Source organism: Mesorhizobium sp. B2-8-1 (genome assembly GCF_006440955.1).
Taxonomy (GTDB): Bacteria; Pseudomonadota; Alphaproteobacteria; order Rhizobiales; family Rhizobiaceae; genus Mesorhizobium.
On sequence record NZ_VFTX01000002.1, the window covers coordinates 354142 to 372337 of the forward strand.

Consider the following 18196-nt stretch of genomic DNA (forward strand, 5'->3'; position numbering starts at 1 on the left):
TGTTGGTCCTCGTTTGTTGGGCCCTGGAACCCGCTTCAACTTCCGTTGAATCTGGCTCCAGGTAATTTTTTGTTTGAGCATGATCTCCTCGGAAAACCGGTTCCCACTTTTCCGGATCATGCTCTTGCGGCCAGCATCAACTTTCAAAAATGGTTCCGGCTTTCGCGACCCGGGCCCGGTCACGGGCTAGCGTGGCGATCGCGGTGTCCTGCACGCCGGTGCCGGTCAGGTCGGCGATGGTGATGTCGTCCGCCGCACGCCGGCCATGCCGTTCGCCGGCGATGATCTGACCGAGTTCGGCCACCTCCGCGTCCGCCGCCATCACGCCGGCGGAGATGGCATGGTGCAATTCACCGAGCCGGCGCGTCTGCCTTGCGCTGTCGGCGACATAGAGATCGGCCATGCGCAGGATTGCCGGTGCGATCTCGTTCTTGTGCTCGGCGTCCGAGCCCATGGCGGTGATGTGCTGGCCGGCCGAGACGAAGCCGGCCTTGATCAATGGTTCTGTCGAGGGCGTGGTGGTGACGATGATGTCGGCGCCGGCGGCCGCCTTGGCCGCATCCGGTTCTGCGCGCACCACGATGCCCAGTTTTTCGCTCAAGGCGCCGGCCGCGGCTTGCGCCTTGGCCGCGTCGCGCGCCCAGATGCGAGCTTCTTCGATCGGCCGCACCAGGCGCAGCGCCTCGAGCTGCAATCCGGCCTGCACGCCGGCGCCGAAGATCGCGGCAATGGATGAATCCGGCCGCGACAGATGTTTTGCGGCGACCGCCCCCGCGGCTGCGGTGCGGACGTCGGTGAGATAGCCATTGTCGAGCAGCAACGCCTCGACCAGACCGGTTTTTGCCGACAGCAGCACCATCATGCCGTTGACGCTGGGCAGGCCGAGCTTGGGATTGTCGAAGAAGCCGGGGCTGATCTTGATGGCGAAGCCATCGATGCCAGGCACATAGGCGGTCTTCACGTCGACCTCGCCGCGATGCTCGGGGATGTCGAGCCGCAGGATCGGCGGCATCGCCACCGGCAGGGTAGCGAGCGCCCGGAAGGCGTTTTCGACGCAAGCGACGGCGTCGAGATCGAGAGCTACGATCTCGCGTAGTTCTTTCTCGGTAAGGATGGTCATCCGGTTCATCAGGCGCGCTCCGCAACTACTTCGCCGCAAACGATCTTTCTGTGCAGGCTCATATCGATATTACGACCGGAAAGCAGAACGACCACCGGTCCGTTTGGCTTCACCTTGCCGGCAAGCAGCGCAGCGATACCGACCGCGCCGGCGCCCTCGACGATCTCGCGCTCCTGTTCATAGGCATGGCGGATGCCGGCGGCGATCTCGTCTTCGGAAAGCAGCACGACGTCGTCGAGCAGGTCTCGGCACATGGAAAAGGTCAGCCGGTTGTCGAGGCCAATGCCGCCGCCGAGCGAATCCGCCAGCGTCGGCAGCTCCTCCACCTGCACCGGGCGCCCCGCATCGAGGCTGGCTTTCATCGCCGCGCCGCGCGCCATCGAGATGCCGACGACCTTTGTGCTCGGCCTGACGCCCTTGACCGCTGCGGCAATCCCGGAGGCCAACCCGCCGCCGGAGAGCTGCACCAGCACCAGAGCGGCGTCAGGAACCTGCTCCATGATCTCCAGCCCGAGCGTGCCCTGCCCGGCGATGATGTCGGGATGGTCGAAGGGTGGCAGCATCACGAGACCCTCTTGCGCCACCAGCCGCTCGACCTCCTGCTGCGCGTCGTCCTGGCTGTCGCCGACAATGCGGATTTCCGCGCCGAGGCAGCGGATGGCATCGAGCTTGTTCCGAGGCACCAGCCGCGACATGCAGACAACCGCGCGCATGCCTTCGAGCCTGGCGGCATGGGCGAGTGCGCGGCCGTGATTGCCGGTCGAAGCCGCGACAACACCGCGTGCCCGCTGCTCGGCATTGAGCGAAGCAATGGCGTTCGAGGCGCCACGCAGCTTAAAGCTGCCCGTGATCTGGCGGTGCTCCAGCTTGAGGTGAACGGGAAGGCCGAGCCGCTCCGACAGGCTCTCGGATGGCACGACCGGTGTCGGCTCGACCTTGCTGGTGATGCGTTGGCGCGCGGCGCGGATGTCTGAAAGGGCGACGGCGTGCGTCATGGGTCGCTCGTGCATGCAGGACATGACCTTACTGTCCAAGCGGCAAGGTCGTCAGCCGCCCGAACTCCGGACGCGGCACATCATCGCCACACAGTCGCAGGCAATTCCACGCGCTCGCCTGGTTGCTGGTGACGACCGGGCGGCCGATAGCCTGTTCCATCGCGGCAACCGCCAGCGCCGAGCGCAGCGCCGTGCAGGACACGAACAACGCCTCGGCCTGCGGGTCAGTCGCCTCGCACGCCAGATCGACGAGGGCTGCCGGCGCAATGCGCGCCATCTCGCGGTCATCCTCGAAGCCGAGACAGGTGAAGCTGGCGATCTCGAAGCCGCGTTCGGCGAAATAGGCCGCCATCGGCCGGCTCGTCTCGACGGTGTAGGGGGTGAGAATACTGATCCTCTTCGCGCCCAGAGCCCTCAGTCCGCGCACGCCCGCCATCGGCGGCGTGACCACGGGCACGCCAGGCTTGGCCGCCTGGATCGCCGCCTCGATCTCGGCATCGCCGATCACCACGGAGGCCGACGTGCAGGAGTAGCAGATGGCATCGAGCGGTTCGTCCGGCAGGATCAGCGCCGCGCCAGCCGTCAGTTCGGGCTGCATCTTGCGCAGATTCTGAGGTGTGGTCGGATTCTTATAGGGGATGCGGGCGACATAGATGCCGATCCTCTCACTCGCCACCATGCGACGGAAGTCCGGCTCGCTGGTGTGGTCGGTGGCCAGGATGATCAGGCCGACGCGCTTTTCCAACGGGCGCACCTCGAGTGCGGGCCTTGTCGGCATCAGCCTGATTTCGGGAAGCGGCTTCATGGGAACTACCTTTCGATCTTGCCGTAGCGATGTTCCAGCCAGCGCAGCAGCATAACCGAGAAAAGGCTGATGATCAGGAAGAAGGCGCCGACCAGCGTCATCGGCTCGACATAGCGGTAATAGGTGTTGGCGACGCTCTTGGCCTGGTTCATCAGCTCCAGCACGGTGATCGCCGACAGCAGCGGCGTCTCCTTGAACATGGCGATGAAATAATTGGCCAGCGCCGGGATCATCGGCGGGATTGCCTGCGGTATGACGATGTGGGTCCAGGTCTGGCGAGCGCTGAGATTGCAGGCTTTGGCCGCCTCCCACTGGCCGCGCGGCACGTTCTCGATGCCGGCGCGATAGACCTCCGCCGTATAGGTGCCGTAGTGCAGCCCAAGACCGATGACGCCGGCCACCAGCGGCGGCAGCAGGATGCCGAAATCGGGCAGCACGTAGAAAATGAAGTAGAGCTGCACCAGCAGCGGCGTGCCGCGGATGAATTCGGCCGCCCAGCCGACCGTGCGCGACATCATCTTGTTCGGCGAGCGGCGGGCCAGTGCGATGCCCAGCCCGACGATTGCCGCCAGCACCGAGCCGAGCACCGTCGCCAGGATGGTGATCTTCACCCCCTCGATCAGCGTCGGCAGGATCTGCCGGACGAAATCCCAGTCCCAATCCATTACAGGGCCCAATCCATCAGACGCGCACTCCGTCGAGGCCGCGCGCCATGCGCCGCTCCAGCGACCGCACGCCCCAGGAGATGACGAGCGCGAGCGCGAAATAGATCACCAGGATGGTGGTGAACGGCATCAGCGTGCTGCCGGTCTGCGAGCGCACCACCTGCGCCTGGAAGGTGAGATCGGCGAGCGAAATCAGCGAGACGACGGATGTCGCCTTGAGCAGTTCGATGGCGTTGTTGCCGAAGGTCGGCAGCATCACAAGAAGCGCCTGCGGCAGGATGACATGGCGCATGCCCTGCCAGCGGCCGAGATTGAGAGCCGTGCAGGCCTCGTACTGCTCGGCGCCGACCGACTGGATGGCACCGCGTACCACTTCCGCCGCATAGGCGCCGACATTGAGGCCCAGCGCCAGCACGCCGGCTTGCAGCGGAGTGAGTTCGACGCCCGCCAGGGGCAACACGAAATAGGCCCAGAACAGCTGTACGAAAATCGATGTGCCGCGGAAGAACTCGATATAAGCGGTGGCGAGCGCCCGCAACGCGAAGAAGCGCGACAGCCGCCCCATGCCGGCCAGGAAGGCCATCACGAGGGCCAGCACCGACCCCATCAGCGTCAGCTCGATGGTGACAAGCGCTCCCTGCAATATCAGGCCGAGATAGCCGGACCATTGGGTCATGTATCAGAGGCTTCCAACGTTTGGTTTTAGCAACTTCTCCTCTCTCACGGGGAGAAGTTGCCGGTTCACCCTCCTTAGCTGCAGCGCAGCTGCCGCGAAGGACGGGCAGGCGGATGAGGCGCGGCTCCAAGCTCGCAAAAACGCGCGCTGCCCCTCATCCGGCCCTTCAGCCACCTTCTCTCCGTGGACGGGGAGAAGGGAAAAGCGCTTATTTCGCCGCGCAGAGCTTGTCGCGCGTCGTCGACATCGCCGCCGCCGCCGAGAAGCCGTAGGGCTCGATGATCTTGGCGAACTCGCCCGACTTCTTCATCTTGGCGAGCTCGACGTCGAAGGCGTCGCGCAGCGCCTCGTCACCCTTCTTGAAAGCGGCGCCGTCGCAATAGACGGGCGCGCCCTGCACGGGTGCTATGACTTCGAGGCTCGGGTCATTGGCCTTCTTCATCAGATCGTTGATCGACAGGACGGGGAGCGAATAGGCGTCGATGCGGCCGTCCTGCACCATCTTCAGCCCGCTCTGGCCGTCGGGCACGACGATGACGCGGTCACGCGGCACGCCGGCGTTGAGCGCGAGCTTCTCCTCAGTGCCGCCGCCGGGCGCGCCGATGGTAGCGGAGGTGTCCTTGGCGACATCCTCATAGCTCTTGAAGCCCTTCGGATTGCCCTTCTTCACCAGCATCGCCTCGGCGTCGCACAGCACCGGCTCGGAATAGGCAACCGCCGCACAACGCTCCGGCTTCATGAACAGGCCGGCGGTGACGACGTCGAAGCGGCCGGCCTGCAGGCCGGGGATCATGGCACCATATTCCGAGATCGAGGCGGCGACGTCGGCGACGCCCAGCCGCTTGAAGATTTCCCGCGCCACGTCGGGCGCGGCGCCCGAAACCTTGCCGTCGGCGGCGACCGCCGTGTAGGGCGGCTCGTTGGCGATGGCGAGGCGGGCGAAGCCTTGCGCCTTCAGCTGCTCGAGCTTGCTGTCGTCGGCCGATCCGATGTTCGAGGCCGCGAGCACCGCGGTCAGCGCAAGACCGGCGACGCCGGCCAGAATGCCAAGTTTTTTCATTGTTCCCAACTCCATGTTTGTGTTCTTGGTTGCAGTCATTTCAGGACGGCAATGCCGCCCTTGCGGACGGTGTCGCCGCCTCTGGCATGGCGGTCAGACGCGATGTCCGGCCGCGATGATCTTCTTCAGGAAACCTTGCGTGCGCTCCTGTTTGGGATGGCGGAAAATCTCATCGGGTTTGCCCTCCTCGACGATGCGGCCGCGGTCGAAGAACAGCACCCGGTCGGCGAAGTCGTGGGCAAAGCCCATTTCATGGGTGACGAGCAGCATCGTCATGTCGGTTTCGGCCGCGAGCTTGCGCATCACGTTGAGCACCTCCTCGACCAGTTCGGGATCGAGCGCCGAGGTGACCTCGTCGAACAGCATGATCCGGGGCGACAGTGCCAGCGCGCGGGCAATCGCGACGCGCTGCTTCTGGCCGCCCGAAAGCTGTGCCGGCATGGCCTTGGCCTTGTCGGCCATGCCGACCATGTCGAGCAATTCCATCGCCCGCTTCTCGGCGGCAGCGCGCGGCGTGCCCTTGGTCAGCATCGGCGCCAGCGTGACATTGTCGATGACGCATTTGTGCGGGAACAGATTGAACAGCTGGAAGACCATGCCGATCTTCTGGCGCATCCTGGCCAGATGCCGCTCGTCGGCAGCCAGCAGCTGGCCGTTTCGCTCCATGTGATAAAGATGCTCGCCGTCGATCTGGATGTGGCCGCCATCGATGCGCTCCAGCGTCATCAGGATGCGCAGGATCGTCGTCTTGCCCGAGCCGGACGGGCCAATCAGCGCCAGCTTCTCGCCGGGCATGACCTGCATGGACAGGCCGTCCAGCACCTTGAAAGTGCCGAAGCTTTTCGAAATGCCATCGACCTTGATGATAGGCGCGGATGCGGACAAACGAATTTCCCGTGCTGGAGAAGCCTATGCCCTTAACGATGCGGAACCCGCCAAATCATGTCAATTGGGAAAATAATATCATGACAATTATTCTGATCCCGCACAATTCTTAGACATTCAGTGCCTAGCAATGTGCCGAGATCGAAATCAAGTCGAACCGAAAATGACAGCACCGGGGACGCCTTTGGCGGTCGGCATCGTCTGGATAGCGGCACATCTCGCTAGATTGCGAGCAGCAGATGCTCGGGGTCGCCTAGCAGCAGCTTGGTGACAACGCCGAGGCCGGCGCGCAGTTCCCCCTCGGTGGTCGAGCCCAGCGAGATGCGCACCGCCGGTTGCCAGGGCGCTTGCGAGATGCGGAAGGAGGCGCCGGGCGCGATCGCCACGCCTTGCAGGCGCGCCTGGGCGACGAAGCTCTCCTCGGCACGGTCGGCGGGCAGCTGCAACCAGACATGCAGTCCGTCGCGCCGGGTGCGATAGTCGACGCCGGCCAGCACCTCGGCGACGATGTCCTGGCGTCGCCGCAATGCTGTGCGCTGCCAGCGCACCAGTTCCATCGCGGTGCCGTCGGTCACCCATTTGGTGGCGATCTCCGCCACCAGCGGCGTCGCCATCCAGTTGGAAACCAGATGCCGGTTGGCGACCGCGGCGACATAGCGGTCGGGGGCGGCGAGATAGCCGATGCGCAGGCCCGGCACCACGATCTTGGTGAAGGACGTGACGTAGAGCGTGCGTTCAGGCGCGAAGGCGGCGACCGGCGGCGGCCGGTCCTCGACCAGCGGCCCCAACACATCGTTCTCGATGATGGCTATGTCGTGCCTGCGCGCAACCGCCGCAATCTGCTCGCGCCGCGCCGCATCCATCAGCGTCGCCGTCGGGTTGATCACCGAAGGCTGCACGAACACGGCGCGGATGTCGGAGATCCGGCAGGCCTCGTCCAGCGCTTCCGGGATAAGGCCATTGCCGTCTATCGGCAGGCCTTCGAGGTTGAAGCCGAGATAGCGGGCGAGCGGCACCAGCGTATGGTGGCCGATCGCCTCGGTGGCGACGGTCGAGCCGGGCGGCGCCACGCTCATCAGCGCCACCGTCATGCCGGCGGTAGCGCCATTGGTCAGGCTGATATTCTGCGGCGAGGCATCGAGACCGCACAGCTTCAGCCACTCGACCGCCACGGCGCGGTGACGGGGAAACACCATGTTGGGCCGGAACGACAGCGCCGAACTCGACGGCAGGTTGTCGGCCAGCCAGCCCAGCGCCTCCTTCAGCCGCTCCAGATGCATCGGCTCGCAGACCGGCTTCAGGATCGAGAGATCGATCACTTCGCCCAGCCGCTCCGGCAGATAGGGCGGCTCAGGCTCGCGCCGCTGCGTCTGGACGAAGCTGCCGCGGCCGATCTCGCCCGAGATCAGGCCGCGGCGAATCAGTTCCTCATAGGCGCGACTGACCGTCTGCACCGATAGTTTCAACTCGTCGGCCAGCCGGCGATGCGTCGGCAGCCGCGCGCCGTTGGCGAGCCGCCCATCATGAATGGCGCGTGCGAACTGGTCGGCCAGCGACTGGTAGGCGGGCCGCCGGATGAGCGCGGGATCAGGTTGCCATAATGTCATGACTTATTAGAGATCGAAATCAATGCAATTGACAATCGAAATAATGCGCCGTCATGGTACGGCGGGACCAAAAAGTGGATACAGATGGCCGCCGCGAAACTCGACCCGATCGACCTCAGAATCCTCGACGCGATCCAGCGTGACGGGCGCATCACCAAGCTGGCGCTGGCCGACAAGGTCGGCCTGTCACCGACGCCGTGCTGGATGCGGCTGCGCAAGCTGGAAAAGGCCGGCATCGTCTCCGGCTATCATGCCTCGATTGCCATGCGCGTCGTCGCACCCGTCGCCACCGTGCTGATGGAGGTGACGCTGGCCAGCCATCGCCAGGCCGATTTCGACCGCTTCGAGCGTGTCATCCGCGACATACCTGAGATTGTAGCCTGCTGGTCGGTGGGCGGCGGCGTCGACTACGTTCTGAAGGTGATGGCGCGCGATATCGATACCTATCAGCGGCTGGTCGATGCCTTGCTCGAACGCGAAATCGGCATCGATCGCTACTTCACCTACATCGTCATCAAGACGGTGAAGGACGAGACCGTGCTACCGCTTGCCGATCTGTTGCCGGTGCAGTCCTGAGATCGAAACCAGCGTTCATCTGGCACCGTACGCTCGGAGAACGCGCGAAAGCACCCGCCCCACCCCTGCGGCTAGACAGATCGTCCTGCTCTCCGGCCGAATAGAGAGAATCTCTCTATATAGCTGCACCTAAACAGCCTCATCCTTCGCGCCGACGCCCCTAGTCTTGCGGCGTCACCCCAATCGGGAGCAATCGATGATGTCCGCGCACTTTGCCCGTTCGCACCGCCATGAGGCGCTCGACCGCCTCGCCGACCGCCGGCTGCTGCGCGAGCTTGCCTATGTCGACGGGCACTGGACGGCAAGCGAGGCGGCGGAGAGCTTCGAGGTCACCGATCCCGCGACCGGCGCCACGGTGGCCTTCGTCGCCGCGCTCGATGGCCGCCAGACGGCAAGTGCGATCGACGCGGCGGCGCGCGCTTTCCCTGCCTGGCGGGCTCTGTTGCCGCAGGAGCGCTCGAAAATCCTGCGCAAATGGTTCGACCTCATCATCGCCGCGAAGGATGACCTCGCTCTGCTGATGACGCTGGAACAGGGCAAGCCCTTGAAGGAATCGCTCGGCGAGATCGATTATGCCGCCTCCTTCGTCGAATGGTATGCCGAGGAAGCAAAGCGCCTCAACGCCGAAAGCGTAACCAGCCATCTGGCGAACGCGGAAATGACGGTGCGGCGCGAGCCGCTCGGCGTCGTCGGCGTCGTGACGCCGTGGAACTTCCCGTCCGCCATGCTGACCCGCAAGGCGGCTGCGGCCCTTGCCGCCGGTTGCACCATCGTCGCCCACCCTTCTTCGGAAACGCCGCTCTCGGCGCTGGCGCTGGCCGAACTCGGCGAGCGCGCCGGCCTGCCCGCCGGCGTCTTCAATGTCGTCACAGGCAAGGCGTCGATCATTGTCGGGCGAATGTGCGAGGACCCGCGCGTGCGCGCCATGAGCTTCACCGGTTCGACCGAGATCGGCAGGCTGATCGCGGCCCAGAGCGCGCCGACGATGAAGCGGCTGGTTATGGAACTTGGCGGCCACGCGCCGCTGATCGTCTTTGCCGACGCCGATCTCGACAAGGCCGTGCGCATCGCCGTCGACGCCAAATTCGCCACGTCCGGCCAGGACTGCCTCGCGGCCAACCGCATCTATGTCCAGCGGCCGATCTATGATCGTTTCTGTGCCGCCTTCGCCAAGCGCATCGAGGCGCTGCGGACCGGCAATGGCCTTGCCGACGAAAGCGACATCGGCCCGCTGATGCATGAGCGCGCCGTCACGAAGGTCGAGGAGCAGGTCACCGACGCGCTCGCCCATGGCGCCCGCTGCCTCGTTGGCGGCATAAGGCACCAGGCCGGCCCGTTGTTTTACCAGCCGACGCTGCTGGCTGACGTATCTGACGAGGCACTGATCATGCGCGAAGAAACGTTTGGTCCGGTCGCAGCCGTGACGCCGTTCGACAGCGAGGACGAGGTGACCGCGCGCGCCAACGCCACTGAATATGGTCTGGTCGCCTATGTCGTCACCGAGAACGGCGCCCGCCAGCAGCGCCTGGGCAGGGCGCTGGACTACGGCATGGTCGCCATCAACCGCGTCAAGATCACCGGTGCGCCGATCCCGTTCGGCGGCGTCAAGCAGTCGGGCATTGGCCGCGAGGGTTCGCGTCAGGGGCTCGAAGCTTTCACCGATCTCAAATATCTTTGCCTGGACGTCGCTTAAGCCGCGTCCACGTTCCTCAAGGAGTCAAAAGAATGCTCGACCAGTCCAACGAACTCGCCGCCTGGGATCGTGATCACTTCTTCCATCCCTCGACGCATATGGGCACCCACGCGCGCGGTGAATCGCCGACGCGCATCATGGCCGGCGGTGAAGGCGTCACCGTCTGGGACAGCAACGGCAGAAAAAGTATCGATGCCTTCGCCGGCCTCTACTGCGTCAATGTCGGCTATGGCCGCCAGAAGATCGCTGACGCCATCGCCGCCCAGGCCACGAACCTCGCCTATTACCACGCCTATGTCGGCCACGGCACCGAGGCCTCGATCACGCTGTCGAAGATGATCATCGACCGTGCGCCGAAGGGCATGTCGAGGGTCTATTTCGGCCTCTCCGGTTCGGATGCCAACGAAACCAACATCAAGCTGATCTGGTACTACAACAACGTGCTTGGCCGCCCGGAGAAGAAGAAGATCATCTCGCGCTGGCGCGGCTATCACGGCTCCGGCATCATGACGGGGTCGCTGACCGGGCTCGATCTCTTCCACAATGCCTTCGACCTGCCGCGCGCGCCGATCCTGCACACCGAGGCGCCCTACTATTTCCGCCGCGCCGACCGTTCGATGAGCGAGGAGCAATTTTCGCAGCATTGCGCCGACAAGCTCGAGGAGATGATCCTGGCCGAGGGCCCCGAGACCGTCGCCGCCTTTATCGGCGAGCCGATCCTCGGCACTGGCGGCATCGTGCCGCCGCCCGCCGGCTACTGGGAGAAAATCCAGGCGGTGCTGAAGAAGTACGACGTGCTCCTGGTCGCCGACGAAGTGGTGACGGGCTTCGGCCGGCTGGGCACCATGTTCGGCTCCGACCATTACGGCATCAAGCCGGACCTGATCACCATCGCCAAGGGCCTGACCTCCGCCTACGCGCCGCTGTCGGGCGTCATCGTCGCCGACAAGATGTGGCAGGTTCTGGTGCAGGGCTCCGACAAGCTCGGCTCGCTGGGGCACGGCTGGACCTATTCGGCGCATCCGATCTGCGTCGCCGCGGGTGTGGCCAACCTCGAACTGATCGATGAGATGGATCTGGTGAGGAATGCCGGCGAGACCGGCGCCTATTTCCGCGCCGAATTGACCAAGGCCGTCGGCGGCCACAAAAACGTCGGCGAGGTGCGCGGCGACGGCATGCTGGCGGCGGTCGAGTTCGTCGCCGACAAGGACGACCGTGTGTTCTTCGATCCGGCGCAGAAGATCGGACCGCAGATCGCCACGACCCTCGCCGCAAGCGGGGTCATCGGCCGCGCCATGCCGCAGGGCGACATTTTGGGCTTCGCCCCGCCGCTTTGCCTGACGCGCGAGGAGGCTGACACCGTGGTGGCCAAGACCGCCGATGCCGTGAAGAGCGTGTTCGCCAATCTCTAATTGCCGAGATCGGCGCTGCCCCTCATCCGCCTGCCGGCACCTTCTCGTCGTTCACGGAGAGAGGGTAAAGGTGAGGGGCAGCGCCACCTACAAGTATTCGGAAGTGAACGCGATGACCTCTCATCCCACCCTCCCCGCCACCATGGCGGCCGTGCAGCTTACCGGCCACGGCGGCCCGGAAAAGCTCGTCTACCGCACCGACGTGAAAGTGCCTGTGCCCGCCGCCGGCGAAGTGCTGGTCAAGGTCAGCGCCTGCGGCATGAACAACACCGACGTCTGGGTTCGCCAGGGCGCCTATGGCACGGAGGAGGACGCAGGGGCCGTGTCGACATGGCGGCGCCAGGGCAACACCCTGACCTTTCCGCGTATCCAGGGCACCGACACGGTCGGCACCGTCGCTGCCGTTGGCGCAGGGGTCTCGCCGGAACGCATCGGCGAACGAGTGATGGTCGATTTCTCGATCTACAATCGCGACGACGATTCGCTCGCCGACATTGACTATATGGGTCACGGCCGCGACGGCGGTTACGCCGAATACCAGGCTGTACCGGCCGAGAACGCCCATGTCGTCGACACTGACTTGAGCGATGTCGAACTCGCCACCTTCTGCTGCGCCTATCTCACCGGCGAGCAGATGCTGGAACGTGCAGGGCTCAAGGCCGGCGAACGCGTGCTGGTCACCGGCGCCTCGGGCGGCGTCGGCTCCGGCATCGTGCAATTGGCGCGGGCGCGCGGAGCCATTCCCTATGCCGTCGTCGGCAAGGGCAAGGAGCAGGCAGTGCTCGACATCGGCGCCGAAGCCGTGATCACCCGTGGCGTGGCCGACCTGCCGCAAGCCGTGATCAAGGCGACCGGCGGCCAGCCCATCGACGTCGTGGCCGACCTTGTCGGCGGCGCGATCTTCAACGATCTGTTGCGCATCCTGAGGCCCGAGGGCCGCTACACCACCGCAGGCGCGATCGCCGGCCCGGTCGTCCAGCTCGATCTCAGGACCATGTATCTCAAGCAGCTTCAGCTCCACGGCTCGAGCCAGGGCACACGCGCGGATTTCCGCCGTATCGTGCGCTGTATCGAGGAAGACAAGATCCGGCCGCTGGTCGGCGGCGTCTACAGACTTTCCGATTTCCACCGCGCCCAAGCCGATTTCATCGCCAAGGATTTCGTCGGCAAGCTGGTGGTGGTGCCTGATGCCGTGGCTGAACGGCGGCACCCTAAATAAGAGGACGGAGCAGCAGCGCTTCTCGGCGCCGGGATGACAAGCTGCGTCACCGTGCCAAAGGACGACCGTCAGGTCTTGCCGTCAAATTCATCATGTCGGCCGGCATGGCGCACCATGCGCCGAAAGCTCATCGAGATATGGGCTCGCCTGATGTGCCCGATCGATTCCCAATCCCCGATTTCCGCCGCGGCCAGCACTTCCTCCATTTCGCGCCGGAAGGCCGTGAACTCCTCCACAAGGCCGAGTTGCGGCATCATCTTGAGGACTACGCGCGCAACCTGAAAATACAATCTTTCGCTTATTTCGCGCAGGGGCTGGTTCCCGGTCATGCCGGACAGTTCAGTGAAGAAGTCCATGTTCAGCTGCAGAAAGGCACGCTGATCCGGGTTGAGCATATCGGAATCGCAGCGCGCGATGAGCGCTCGGATGCGATCGAGGTCGACCGCCGTTCGGGGAATTGGCGAAAGCTTGCCGACAAGCAGCGCGAGTTCCAGTCGCAGATGATAGACCTGCTGCAACTCCTCGATGTCGACGTCGGTAACGATCGTACCGACGCCGTGGATCGATTGCACAAGCCCTTCGGCCTCGAGCCGCGCCAGCACGCGTCGGACCGGTGTGCGGCTGATCTCGAATTCCTGGGCGAGTTCTTCCTCGGAGAGCCGGCTCCCCGGCGGATAATCGAGAAGGCAGATACGGTCGCGCAGGATCAGGTAGATGCGTTCGAACCGTTCGCGCGCCGAAAGCGGACGCGAAGGCGGCACGGTCTTGGCCGAGGCATCCGTATCAAGCGTCATCCAGCCTCCAGGACAGCGTGCAGGAACTGTCGCGTCCGCTCATTCTTGGGTGCGCCGAAAAGCTCTGCCGGCGGCCCCTGCTCGCAAATTTTGCCCTGATAGAAGAAGCAGACGCGATCGGAAAATTCCTTGGCGAAGCCCATCTGGTGGGTGACCATGAGCATCGTCAGATCATGCTCGCGGCCGATTTGCCTTATCACTTGCAGCACTTCGCCGACAAGTTCCGGATCGAGCGCGGACGTCACCTCGTCGAACAGCATTATCTTGGGCCGCATCGCCAGCGCCCTTGCAATGGCGACGCGCTGTTGCTGGCCGCCGGAAAGCTGTGAAGGATAATGATCCTTCTTCTGCGACAGCCCGACCATGTCGAGAAGCTCGGCCGCCCGTGCCTCGGCATCGGCCCGCTTCATGCCAAGCACGGTCATCGGCGCCTCGATGCAATTGGCCATCGCCGTCATGTGTGGAAACAGGTTGAAAGACTGGAACACCATGCCGATCTTCGCCCGGATGCGGCGGATGTGGGCGAGATTGGCGGGCACCAGCTTTCCGCCTTGCTTCATATGGGTCAGTGGCTCGCCTTCGACCCAGATGACGCCGTCGTTGATCGTCTCCAGCGTCATCAGCATGCGCAGGACCGTGGTCTTGCCGGAACCGGACGGTCCGATGACGGAAACCTTCTCGCCGCGCGCGATTTCGAGGTTCAGCCCGTCGAGCACGGTGAGCGCGCCGTAACGCTTCGAGACATTGTCGAAACGGACCATCGGTTGTTCGGTCATCGCGCGGTCCTTCGGTTGAGCAGGCGTTCGAGGGCACGGATGAGCGCGGCCGAAACCAGGCTCATGGCCAGGAAGAACAGGCCGACCAGCGTGATCGGTTCGGTGTAGCGGAAGGTTTCGGAGCCGATGATCTTGGCCGTCTGCATGAGTTCCAGCACGGCGATGGCCGACAGCAGCGGCGTCTCCTTGAACAGCGCGACGAGATAGTTGCCGAGCGCCGGCACGATGGGCGGTATCGCCTGCGGGATGATGATGTCGCGAAAGGTCGTCCAGGAGGAGAGGTTGAGTGCGATCGAGGCTTCCCACTGGCCGCGATGGATGTTGTCGAAGCCCGCGCGGTAGACCTCCGAGCAATAGGCGGCGTAGTGGATGCCGATGGCCAGAACACCGGCCGTGAATGCGTCGAGCACGACGCCGAATTTCGGAAAGACGAAATAGAGAAAGAAGATCTGGATGAGCAGCGGCGTCGAGCGGATCAGTTCGACCAGCACCGAGATCGTCCAGCCGGTCCAGGGCACCGCGATACGGATTACCGCAAGTACCAGGCCGAGCAAAGCCGCGATGACGAAGCCGAGCAGCGTCGCCTCGATCGAGACGACGGCGGCGCGTGCCAGCACCGGCAGGATCTCCGCGGCAAAACTCCAATCCCAGATCATGCCGCCCTCCCCCGCGCCAGGCCGAGCGAGGCCCGCCTTTCGAGAAGCCGCATGCCGATGGAAACGGTGAGCGACATGGCGAGGTACATCAGCAGCACCAGCGTGAAGATGGGAATGGTCTTGAAGGTGTTCTGGTTCATCTGCTGCGCCTTGAAGGCGAGGTCCGTGAGCGTGATCAGCGAAACCAGCGCCGTCGATTTCAAAAGCTCGATGAAAAGATTGCCCCAGGGCGGGATCATGGCGACGAAGGCCTGCGGCAGGATGATCCGGCGCAGCATTTGCGCGCGGCTCATGTTGAGCGCCGTTCCCGCCTCCCATTGGCCGCGCGCGACCGACTGGATTGCACCGCGCACGCATTCGGATCCATAGGCGCCGACATTCAGACCAAGCGCCAGCACCGCGACGGGAAACGCGTCGAGCGTGACACCGAATTGCGGCAGCACGAAAAACAGCCAGAACAATTGCACGAGCGCCGAGGTGCCGCGAAAGACTTCGACATAGACAGTCGCCAGCCATCTGAGCGGCGCTGGACCATACATGCGCGCTAGCGCGGCGAGCACGCCCATGACGACCGCCAGCAGGCTGCCGAGAACAGCGATCTCGATCGTCAGGACGGCGCCCTGCAATAGTCCCGGTAGGAACAGCCTGTACGTCTCCTGCGTCGCAAGCGCCGCGATCACGGCCAGCGAAACGACCAGCATGGCAACGAGCGTGCGGATCCCCATCTGCTTCTCCGAGGAAAAAAGAGGGCGGCGTTTTCACGCCGCCCAGCAGTTGGGAATTTATTCGCCCTTGCAGAGCTCTGCAGTCGTCTTGTTCGGCAGATAGTCCTTGCCGAAGCCGAGCGGCTCGACCAGCGCGATATGCTCCGGCGTACCGAGGAACTTCTTCAGTTCGGCGTTGAACGCTTCCTGCAGATCGGTGTCCTCCTTGCGGAAGCCGAAGCCGCCATGGCCCTTCACCGACTTGCCGGCAACTTCACCGAAGGGCTTGGTCGATTCGACGCCATCGGCCTTCTTGGCCATGTCGGCGATCGAGAGCGCGGTTAGCGCGGCAGCATCGGCACGGCCAGACTGGACCGCCGCGACCAGGCTGGATTGGTCGGGCAAGGAAACGACTTGTCCTTGGGCAACGCCGGCGTCCTTCGCATATCCCCCCTCGACGGCGCCCGCCATCACGGCGAGCTTGAGATCGGGATTGTCCTTGATGCTCGAATAGTCCTTCACGCCTTTCGGATTGCCCTTCGCGACCAGCATGGCCTGGCCGATGCCATAGGACGGTTCGGAAAAATTGATCTCGGCGCAGCGCTTGGGATTGATGAACATGCCGGCGGCGATGATGTCGAAGCGGCCGGCCTTGAGACCCGGAATGAGCGAGCCGAATTCGGTCAGCACGCCGTCGACCTGCGCAATGCCCATCTTGGCGAGCACCGCCTTGGCGACTTCCGGCGCTTCGCCGGTCAATTTGCCGTCAGGCGTGGCGAAACCGAACGGCGCCTCATTGGCGAAGCCGACGCGGATATAGCCGTCCTTCTTGGCGCGTTCGAGCGTCGTTTCGGCATGGGCCGGCAGTGACGTGAATGCGGTCGCGGCGAGCGCAAGACAGGCGGCGGCCTTCACGAGCGCGCGGCGGGATATCTGTGACGTGAACATGCTTTCCCCTTTTCTTCTTCGATAATTATCGGGCTCGAACGATGTTTCTCCACCATCGCGTCAAGCGCACTAAGACGTATACAACTCATCTGGACATATCGCAAGACGCACTGTACGAATCTGGAAAAATCGCCATTGGGGTTGATTGTGCGGCTTTGTGATGCGCAAGTTGTGCACAATTAAGGTGTGCTTTCTCGATGCGGATACGAACCGCCTTTGGATGAGGGCAGGAAGGAAAACGGCTTTGGACGCGTCGGGCGGGCCCACCAAGGCGGAATACGCGCGGCGCCTGGCCGACGTGAAGCAACGCATGGCAAAGGCCGGCTTCGATCTCATCATCTGCCAGGATCCCAGCGCCAGCGAAGGCGGCGGCGAGCGGCTCTGCGACGTGACCCGCGATCCCATCTTCATCGACTGACCATCAGCCCAGGACCGGCAACTCAAGGACACCTCAATGGACCGCAATCCCTTTTCCGAAGCCGAGATCGCCGGCCGCTTGTCGAAAGTTCGCACGGCATTGGCAGAGCGCAAGCTCGACGCCGCCGTCTTCGCCTCGCCGGAGACTGTTTTCTACCTCACCGGCCTCGACCATTGGGGTTATTTCGCGCCGCACCTCCTGATCGTCACGCTCGACCGGCGCCCTATCCTGGTCACCCGGTCGATGGAGAAGGTGACGATCGAGAATCAGGTGAAGGCAGCAGAATTCCGCGGTCACTCTGACAGCGAGACGGCGGCCGACCTCGCCGCGCGCGTCATTTCCGAACTCGGCCTGGCCGGCAAACGGATCGGCATCGAAAACTGGACCTCCGGCCTCAGCCACGGCCTCGCCCTGAAGCTTGAGGCGCAGGCCGACGCCAAGTGGAGCGACGTCTCGGGACTGGTCGACAAGATGCGGTTGGTGAAGAGCGCCGAGGAACAGGTGCTGATGCGCCGCGCCGCCAAGGTCACGGATGCTGCGGCAGGTGCCGCGATCGCTGCCATCTCCGACGGCGCCGCCGAGCAGGAGGTTGCCGCCCAATGCGTGGCGGCGATGGTGCGCGCCGGCGGCCACGCGCCGGGCTTCGGCCCGTTCATCCGGCCCGCCGCCCGGCTCGGCGAGGAGCACACGACCTGGGGCGACGGCATCTATCGCAGCGGCGAGCCGGTCTTCGTCGAACTGTCGGGCTGTGTCTCGCGCTATCACGCGCCGCTTGGCCGGCTGATCCGCATCGGCAACATCAAGGACGAAGATGCCGCCATGGCCGAGGTCACGGCCAAGGCATTCGAGGCCGTCGTCAGGGCGCTCGAGCCAGGCGCCAGGGCGCGCGATGTCTACGCCGCCTGGCAAGGCGTCGCCGACGAGGCCGGCCTGTCGCATTATCGCCGCCATCATTGCGGCTATCTCGTCGGCATCGGCCAGCCGCCCTCATGGACCGGCGGCAATTCGGTGACGGGCCTCAGGCACGATTCCGATCTCGAAATCGAGACCGGGATGAGCTTCCACATCCTGTCCTGGCTGATGGGCACCGGCCGCGGCGACCATTTCATCTCCAACACCGTGCTGCTGACCGATGCGGGGGCCGAAGTGCTGACCCGCACCCCGGCCGGCCCGATCGTCCGCTAGAC

Annotated in this window: 19 protein-coding genes; 6 read left to right on the top strand and 13 right to left on the bottom strand. The window is 64.2% G+C overall.

The genetic code is table 11. The features are described from left to right. Positions 1 to 136: 136 nt before the first annotated feature. The 8 genes from eutC to FJ428_RS06055 form a co-directional block, all read right to left on the bottom strand. Positions 137 to 1129 (bottom strand): ectoine utilization protein EutC, encoded by a 993-nt coding sequence (gene eutC / locus FJ428_RS06020; protein ID WP_140674408.1) that lies wholly within the window; start codon positions 1127 to 1129, stop codon positions 137 to 139. Further along, entirely contained in the window at positions 1129 to 2115 is a 987-nt protein-coding gene (gene eutB / locus FJ428_RS06025; protein ID WP_140521359.1) for a hydroxyectoine utilization dehydratase EutB, read from the bottom strand. Before eutB ends, eutC begins: the two co-directional genes overlap by 1 nt. Positions 2116 to 2143: 28 nt before the next feature. Next, on the bottom strand, positions 2144 to 2920 hold the full coding sequence (eutA, locus tag FJ428_RS06030) for an ectoine utilization protein EutA (RefSeq protein ID WP_140521358.1): 777 nt from the start codon (positions 2918 to 2920) through the stop codon (positions 2144 to 2146). A gap of 5 nt (positions 2921 to 2925) precedes the next feature. Further along, positions 2926 to 3585, bottom strand: a complete 660-nt coding sequence (ehuD, locus tag FJ428_RS06035) for an ectoine/hydroxyectoine ABC transporter permease subunit EhuD (protein WP_140521357.1) — start codon at positions 3583 to 3585, stop codon at positions 2926 to 2928. Positions 3586 to 3601: 16 nt separating this feature from the next. Next, positions 3602 to 4261: an ectoine/hydroxyectoine ABC transporter permease subunit EhuC gene (ehuC, locus tag FJ428_RS06040; protein ID WP_140499272.1), complete on the bottom strand. Its 660-nt coding sequence runs from the start codon at positions 4259 to 4261 to the stop codon at positions 3602 to 3604. Positions 4262 to 4469: 208 nt separating this feature from the next. Further along, the gene (ehuB, locus tag FJ428_RS06045; protein WP_140499273.1) at positions 4470 to 5321 is read right to left on the bottom strand and encodes an ectoine/hydroxyectoine ABC transporter substrate-binding protein EhuB; all 852 of its coding nucleotides are present in this window, start codon (positions 5319 to 5321) and stop codon (positions 4470 to 4472) included. 93 nt (positions 5322 to 5414) lie between these two features. Further along, the gene (ehuA, locus tag FJ428_RS06050) at positions 5415 to 6206 is read right to left on the bottom strand and encodes an ectoine/hydroxyectoine ABC transporter ATP-binding protein EhuA (protein ID WP_140499274.1); all 792 of its coding nucleotides are present in this window, start codon (positions 6204 to 6206) and stop codon (positions 5415 to 5417) included. A gap of 221 nt (positions 6207 to 6427) precedes the next feature. Then, positions 6428 to 7813: a PLP-dependent aminotransferase family protein gene (locus FJ428_RS06055; RefSeq protein WP_140879078.1), complete on the bottom strand. Its 1386-nt coding sequence runs from the start codon at positions 7811 to 7813 to the stop codon at positions 6428 to 6430. 84 nt (positions 7814 to 7897) lie between these two features. On the opposite strand from FJ428_RS06055, the gene FJ428_RS06060 reads away from it, so the two are divergent. The 4 genes from FJ428_RS06060 (at position 7898) to FJ428_RS06075 (ending at position 12713) form a co-directional block, all read left to right on the top strand. Further along, the gene (locus FJ428_RS06060) at positions 7898 to 8389 is read left to right on the top strand and encodes an Lrp/AsnC family transcriptional regulator (RefSeq protein ID WP_140517347.1); all 492 of its coding nucleotides are present in this window, start codon (positions 7898 to 7900) and stop codon (positions 8387 to 8389) included. Positions 8390 to 8588: 199 nt separating this feature from the next. After that, the gene (locus FJ428_RS06065) at positions 8589 to 10082 is read left to right on the top strand and encodes an NAD-dependent succinate-semialdehyde dehydrogenase (protein ID WP_140879258.1); all 1494 of its coding nucleotides are present in this window, start codon (positions 8589 to 8591) and stop codon (positions 10080 to 10082) included. Positions 10083 to 10114: 32 nt separating this feature from the next. After that, positions 10115 to 11494 (top strand): aspartate aminotransferase family protein, encoded by a 1380-nt coding sequence (locus tag FJ428_RS06070; RefSeq protein ID WP_140499277.1) that lies wholly within the window; start codon positions 10115 to 10117, stop codon positions 11492 to 11494. 112 nt (positions 11495 to 11606) lie between these two features. Next, complete coding sequence (locus tag FJ428_RS06075; RefSeq protein ID WP_224519038.1) at positions 11607 to 12713, top strand: alcohol dehydrogenase family protein; 1107 nt, start codon at positions 11607 to 11609, stop codon at positions 12711 to 12713. A 68-nt stretch (positions 12714 to 12781) separates the two neighbouring features. Here FJ428_RS06075 and FJ428_RS06080 read toward each other — a convergent pair whose 3' ends face one another. The 5 genes from FJ428_RS06080 to ehuB (FJ428_RS06100) are packed head-to-tail and all read right to left on the bottom strand — an operon-like array spanning position 12782 to position 16591. Beyond that, on the bottom strand, positions 12782 to 13507 hold the full coding sequence (locus FJ428_RS06080; RefSeq protein WP_140517353.1) for a GntR family transcriptional regulator: 726 nt from the start codon (positions 13505 to 13507) through the stop codon (positions 12782 to 12784). Continuing rightward, complete coding sequence (gene ehuA, locus FJ428_RS06085) at positions 13504 to 14283, bottom strand: ectoine/hydroxyectoine ABC transporter ATP-binding protein EhuA (RefSeq protein ID WP_140499280.1); 780 nt, start codon at positions 14281 to 14283, stop codon at positions 13504 to 13506. Before ehuA (FJ428_RS06085) ends, FJ428_RS06080 begins: the two co-directional genes overlap by 4 nt. Next, positions 14280 to 14939, bottom strand: a complete 660-nt coding sequence (gene ehuD / locus FJ428_RS06090) for an ectoine/hydroxyectoine ABC transporter permease subunit EhuD (protein ID WP_140499281.1) — start codon at positions 14937 to 14939, stop codon at positions 14280 to 14282. The genes ehuA (FJ428_RS06085) and ehuD (FJ428_RS06090) overlap by 4 nt, the downstream gene beginning before the upstream one ends. Next, on the bottom strand, positions 14936 to 15664 hold the full coding sequence (gene ehuC / locus FJ428_RS06095; protein ID WP_140556261.1) for an ectoine/hydroxyectoine ABC transporter permease subunit EhuC: 729 nt from the start codon (positions 15662 to 15664) through the stop codon (positions 14936 to 14938). The genes ehuD (FJ428_RS06090) and ehuC (FJ428_RS06095) overlap by 4 nt, the downstream gene beginning before the upstream one ends. A gap of 57 nt (positions 15665 to 15721) precedes the next feature. Next, positions 15722 to 16591: an ectoine/hydroxyectoine ABC transporter substrate-binding protein EhuB gene (gene ehuB / locus FJ428_RS06100; RefSeq protein WP_140499283.1), complete on the bottom strand. Its 870-nt coding sequence runs from the start codon at positions 16589 to 16591 to the stop codon at positions 15722 to 15724. A 244-nt stretch (positions 16592 to 16835) separates the two neighbouring features. Here ehuB (FJ428_RS06100) and FJ428_RS30220 point away from each other — a divergent pair, with 244 nt between their 5' ends. Both FJ428_RS30220 and FJ428_RS06105 read left to right on the top strand, forming a co-directional pair. Next, entirely contained in the window at positions 16836 to 17009 is a 174-nt protein-coding gene (locus tag FJ428_RS30220) for a hypothetical protein (RefSeq protein ID WP_181167224.1), read from the top strand. A 36-nt stretch (positions 17010 to 17045) separates the two neighbouring features. Next, positions 17046 to 18194, top strand: coding sequence for a Xaa-Pro peptidase family protein (locus FJ428_RS06105; protein WP_140499284.1), 1149 nt, complete (start codon positions 17046 to 17048; stop codon positions 18192 to 18194). Positions 18195 to 18196: the final 2 nt, after the last annotated feature.

Coding starts and splice junctions, on each gene's coding strand:
- eutC (WP_140674408.1), bottom strand. CDS start 1,129: ATGAACCGGATGACCATCCTTACCGAGAAAGAACTACGCGAGATCGTA.
- eutB (WP_140521359.1), bottom strand. CDS start 2,115: ATGACGCACGCCGTCGCCCTTTCAGACATCCGCGCCGCGCGCCAACGC.
- eutA (WP_140521358.1), bottom strand. CDS start 2,920: ATGAAGCCGCTTCCCGAAATCAGGCTGATGCCGACAAGGCCCGCACTC.
- ehuD (WP_140521357.1), bottom strand. CDS start 3,585: ATGGATTGGGACTGGGATTTCGTCCGGCAGATCCTGCCGACGCTGATC.
- ehuC (WP_140499272.1), bottom strand. CDS start 4,261: ATGACCCAATGGTCCGGCTATCTCGGCCTGATATTGCAGGGAGCGCTT.
- ehuB (WP_140499273.1), bottom strand. CDS start 5,321: ATGAAAAAACTTGGCATTCTGGCCGGCGTCGCCGGTCTTGCGCTGACC.
- FJ428_RS06055 (WP_140879078.1), bottom strand. CDS start 7,813: ATGACATTATGGCAACCTGATCCCGCGCTCATCCGGCGGCCCGCCTAC.
- FJ428_RS06060 (WP_140517347.1), top strand. CDS start 7,898: ATGGCCGCCGCGAAACTCGACCCGATCGACCTCAGAATCCTCGACGCG.
- FJ428_RS06065 (WP_140879258.1), top strand. CDS start 8,589: ATGTCCGCGCACTTTGCCCGTTCGCACCGCCATGAGGCGCTCGACCGC.
- FJ428_RS06070 (WP_140499277.1), top strand. CDS start 10,115: ATGCTCGACCAGTCCAACGAACTCGCCGCCTGGGATCGTGATCACTTC.
- FJ428_RS06075 (WP_224519038.1), top strand. CDS start 11,607: ATGACCTCTCATCCCACCCTCCCCGCCACCATGGCGGCCGTGCAGCTT.
- FJ428_RS06080 (WP_140517353.1), bottom strand. CDS start 13,507: ATGACGCTTGATACGGATGCCTCGGCCAAGACCGTGCCGCCTTCGCGT.
- ehuA (WP_140499280.1), bottom strand. CDS start 14,283: ATGACCGAACAACCGATGGTCCGTTTCGACAATGTCTCGAAGCGTTAC.
- ehuD (WP_140499281.1), bottom strand. CDS start 14,939: ATGATCTGGGATTGGAGTTTTGCCGCGGAGATCCTGCCGGTGCTGGCA.
- ehuC (WP_140556261.1), bottom strand. CDS start 15,664: ATGGGGATCCGCACGCTCGTTGCCATGCTGGTCGTTTCGCTGGCCGTG.
- ehuB (WP_140499283.1), bottom strand. CDS start 16,591: ATGTTCACGTCACAGATATCCCGCCGCGCGCTCGTGAAGGCCGCCGCC.
- FJ428_RS06105 (WP_140499284.1), top strand. CDS start 17,046: ATGGACCGCAATCCCTTTTCCGAAGCCGAGATCGCCGGCCGCTTGTCG.